Raw genomic sequence first — 3,976 nt, 5'->3', positions numbered from 1 at the left:
GAGAGATTCAAGTATTTAAGTTTAAAAATATCCTTCATTTTTGATGGCATTCCTTGTTTCTTTGATTGCTGTTGATAAGTTTTAATAAGTTCTGTCATAAACAAGGGATTGCCTTCTGATTCTTGATAGATCAATGTTGAAATTTCCTTATCCACTTCCCTAAAATTCTTGTAGATATCAATAAATGCTTCGACTTCCTTTTGGGTAAATCGCTTCAAGCTGATTTGATTAAGATAATTTTGTCTTCTTAAATCCGTTAGAAACATATCCAATTCTTTACTATACATATAGTTCATGGTCAAAAGGAAGAATATATTTTGATTTCGATCCCTGTATAGAATTTCACGTATTATCGACAAACTTAAGACATCATAATTATTTATGTCTTCAAGTATTATGACAATCTTTTTATGCACTGTTATTTCGAGGATCAAGTTGGCAATGGCTCTCGATACGACTCTGATGTTGGATAAATCAAAGCGTTTGAGCTGAGTTGAAAAATCAATACCATGATTTATATCAGAAAACATTGGAAACATAGAGGCAATTGCAATTCGATCAATATCATTTATTGCTATTTTATGTTCAGCCAACCATTGCTTTAACCCCCTCAAAAGATCATACCACGGTGCTAAAGGCCCATTTGTCTCATAACATTTTTCAGTCCCCTTTATAAGACACAATTCACTCATATCGGTTGTGTCAATAAAACTTTGAATCAATGAGCTCTTTCCAATCCCCATTTCACCTTCCACAATAATTGACTCATAGGGCTTTCCCTTGATGAACTGAGCATAAGCATCGTTTAAGTGCTGGAGCTCTTTCGCACGTCCAAAGAAAATAATATTCTCAGCTGTTTTGACTTCACTCTTTTTACTTCTTTCTTTCATAATTTCATCAAAGAGAGATCTCGTTTGCTTGTCTGGCTTTAAAGAAAGCTCCGCATCTAAAATTCTAGACAAGCAACTGAATGTTTCAATACATTTACCATGCTCCCCTTGTGCTCTATAAATTGTCATCTGCAACCGATAGGCCTCTTCATTGAATTCATCTAAAATGATGAGCTTTTTGCAATCGCGTTCTGCTTGAGTATATTGGTTTGATGAGATATTATGGTGAATTCTGAGGAGGAGTTTATCAATGAGTTGCTCCTTGATTTGATGCCTCATGCTGTAAATCCAATCTTCAAAAGCAATGGCATCTTTTACATAGAAGTTCTCTAAAAATTCAGCCATGAAGCAATCTATTTCACCAAAACTTAACCGTTCAAAACTCTGATAATCAACTTTAATGGGCATTTCTTCGTTAAGCTCAAGAAAATCTCGACTAGGCGATTGAATGATTTCAGCGTCAAACACTTTTTTGATGATATAAACCGCATTTCTCAAACTTTTTCGGGCCATCTGTTCTGGCATTTCGCCCCAAAACAAATCCAAAGCTCTATTGCGACTGATTCTTCTCTTTACACAAAGATAGTAAAACAGTCCCTCTGCTTTTTTAAAAGGAAAAGATATCACTTCTCGATTAAACCTTACTTCTGGTTGACCAAATAACTTTACGTCTAACATGGAACGCCCCCACATCTTTTATACAGTCTTTGCAATTAATTATAATTTAACAGGTTAATTACGTCAAAATATTTTTGTATTTTTCTGATTTTTTTGACTTTTTACTAAAGATAATAAAAAACCGTCAAAATTTCGTCAAATAATTTCTCCTTTTATAAAAATATGGCCATTAGCCTTTCATTTCAACATAATTATTTTTTAATAAACTTAAGTGTTTTGACTTTTTATTGACGTCCATGTACTACGCTTTGAAAAAGGCATTTATATGAATCAAATTGACTTTTGATTCAAAATTCAGGGGGAAAATTAATGTTTAATTCAAAGAAATCAGAACTCGATAAACTGCTTTCAAAATTACTCAATAACGACTATAATCTATATCAGCCACCTCAAGATCGCTCAGAAAACAAAGAGAAGCTTTACCTGCTAATGAGTCAATGGCGTTCTTTTTTATCTGATTATCTTGGCGTGATAAAAACAACTGAGAGCATATTGGAATCCTTAGAGACAAATATCTCCGATATAGCAAGTGTGACTTTAGGCATAAATAATGCAATGAATGAGGTCACTCAAGGTAACTCCAATATAAGCGAGCAAATTGTCACAATTTCTGATCAGATTTTTCAAAATAATGACTACATATCTGATATTGGACAATCGGTTAATTCGATATTAAAAAAATGTCAGATGGCAGTCAAGTTGCTTGAAGAGGGTACTCACCAGATTACCTTACAAGAACAATCAACATTAGATACTGTAAACACGTTTGTAGAAATTCAAGCTGAAGTAGATGATTTAAAAGGTTCAACTAAAAAAATCACCTCCGTAATCGATATTATCAACAATATTGCTGAACAGACCAATTTATTAGCTCTAAATGCAAGTATTGAAGCTGCCAGGGCAGGTGATGCTGGAAGGGGTTTCGCAGTTGTTGCCGATGAAATTCGAAAACTCGCTTTAAATTCAAAAAATTCAACGGGCACCATCATGGCACTGATTAATGAAATCGTCTATAAAACAGAACACATTTCTAAAAAAGTGGATTCAAATGACAAGGTTATTGAAAATCAAAAAAGAGCGATAAAAGATACTTCGATGGCTTTTGATGAGATTTCATCTGCCATTAAGGCCATTTCAACTGCTGTGGAAGACACTGAAGAAAAATCACAACAAATCGCATCAAACAGTAACGATATCAGTCATGCCATCCAAAATATCTCAGCAGTTACCGAAGAGACCTATGCCATGTCACAAGAAGTCACCTCTAACACGGCCCAACAACTTGAGAAGATTGAGTCCATAAAAGACAGTACGCATTTACTAATAAATCGTATTTCAAATATATCCAGCAAGCTGAACCAGTTTAAGTTTGCAAAGTTTGCCATTACGCAATCTCCAGAGCACCTATTTCAATTTCATGTTTTTAGAAGGTATATTGAAATTAAGCATCAAATGACAGTTGAAGCTATAGAAGTCCCGAACCCCTATCTTTTTAAGTCAATTGCTGATGGCATTGTTGATGCTACTCTTGCACCATGGATGCCCTCTATGACAGCTGTATACAATCGTTACCGTAATAATATAAAAACGCTTTCTGTAAATACAAAGGGATGTATTATGGGCTTAACCGTTCCTAGCAATTTACAAATCAGTTCTATTTCTGATCTTGGAAAAATTGCCAATCAACTGGACCATAAAATTTACTCTTGTAGGCGGACCACTTACATTGGCAGTATGATGCCCACTCTAATCCAAAATTACCATCTGGACCAATTTGAAGTCGTTTATTTAGATGAAGCTGAACTGTTTAAAATCATTCTTACAAAGCATCAGCAGAACAAACCTTTTGTCTTTACAGGGTGGAAACCACACTATCTCTTTGGTAAAGTACCCCTTAAAATATTAAAGGATGCTCAAAACATATTTGGTGTAGAAGAATCAATGACAACCTTTACAAGTCTCAAATTTGAATCTCAGTTTCCGGAGCTATACCAATCACTCACTCACTTCACAATAGACAATGATGCGCTAAACAAAGCGCTTTCTGAAATTGAAGAAGGGACACCCTTCATGAGTGTTGTAGAGACTTTTGTAAAAACCTATTTACTTCGCTAGCTATACCCTCAAATATAGCCTTTTAAAAATGAAAAGCGTCAGTCCCATACGATTAATTTCGGGATTGACGCTTTTCATTTTTAAAACATTTAAGGCTAAAAACTTGTCTTGCTCATCTAATCGCTTTTTGCAAGTTGAACATCCTTGCTCAAAGAACTAATGATATACAATAAAAAAAAAAGCTGAGAACAAATGACACGTTTGTTCTCAGCTTTATATTTATTTTACTGTTTATCTTAGTAGTTACCTTGAGCCATCATAGCTTCTGCAACTTTGATGAAACCAGCGATATT

At 34.5% G+C, this 3,976-nt stretch carries 2 protein-coding genes; one reads left to right on the top strand and one right to left on the bottom strand.

The genetic code is table 11. The annotated features are described in order from the left end of the window. Window positions 1-1,568, bottom strand: a 1,568-nt coding sequence (locus AC220I_RS19305) for an AfsR/SARP family transcriptional regulator (protein ID WP_486725497.1), incomplete at its 3' end; no start/stop codon positions are given. Window positions 1,569-1,877: 309 nt separating this feature from the next. Here AC220I_RS19305 and AC220I_RS19300 point away from each other — a divergent pair. Continuing rightward, complete coding sequence (locus AC220I_RS19300; RefSeq protein ID WP_486725496.1) at window positions 1,878-3,683, top strand: methyl-accepting chemotaxis protein; 1,806 nt, start codon at window positions 1,878-1,880, stop codon at window positions 3,681-3,683. The last annotated feature ends 293 nt before the right edge of the window (window positions 3,684-3,976 follow it).

The sequence above is a fragment of the Fusibacter sp. genome (genome assembly GCF_057447755.1).
Note: the sequence above shows the minus strand (reverse complement) of the source record. Positions and strands in the feature narration are given on the sequence as shown.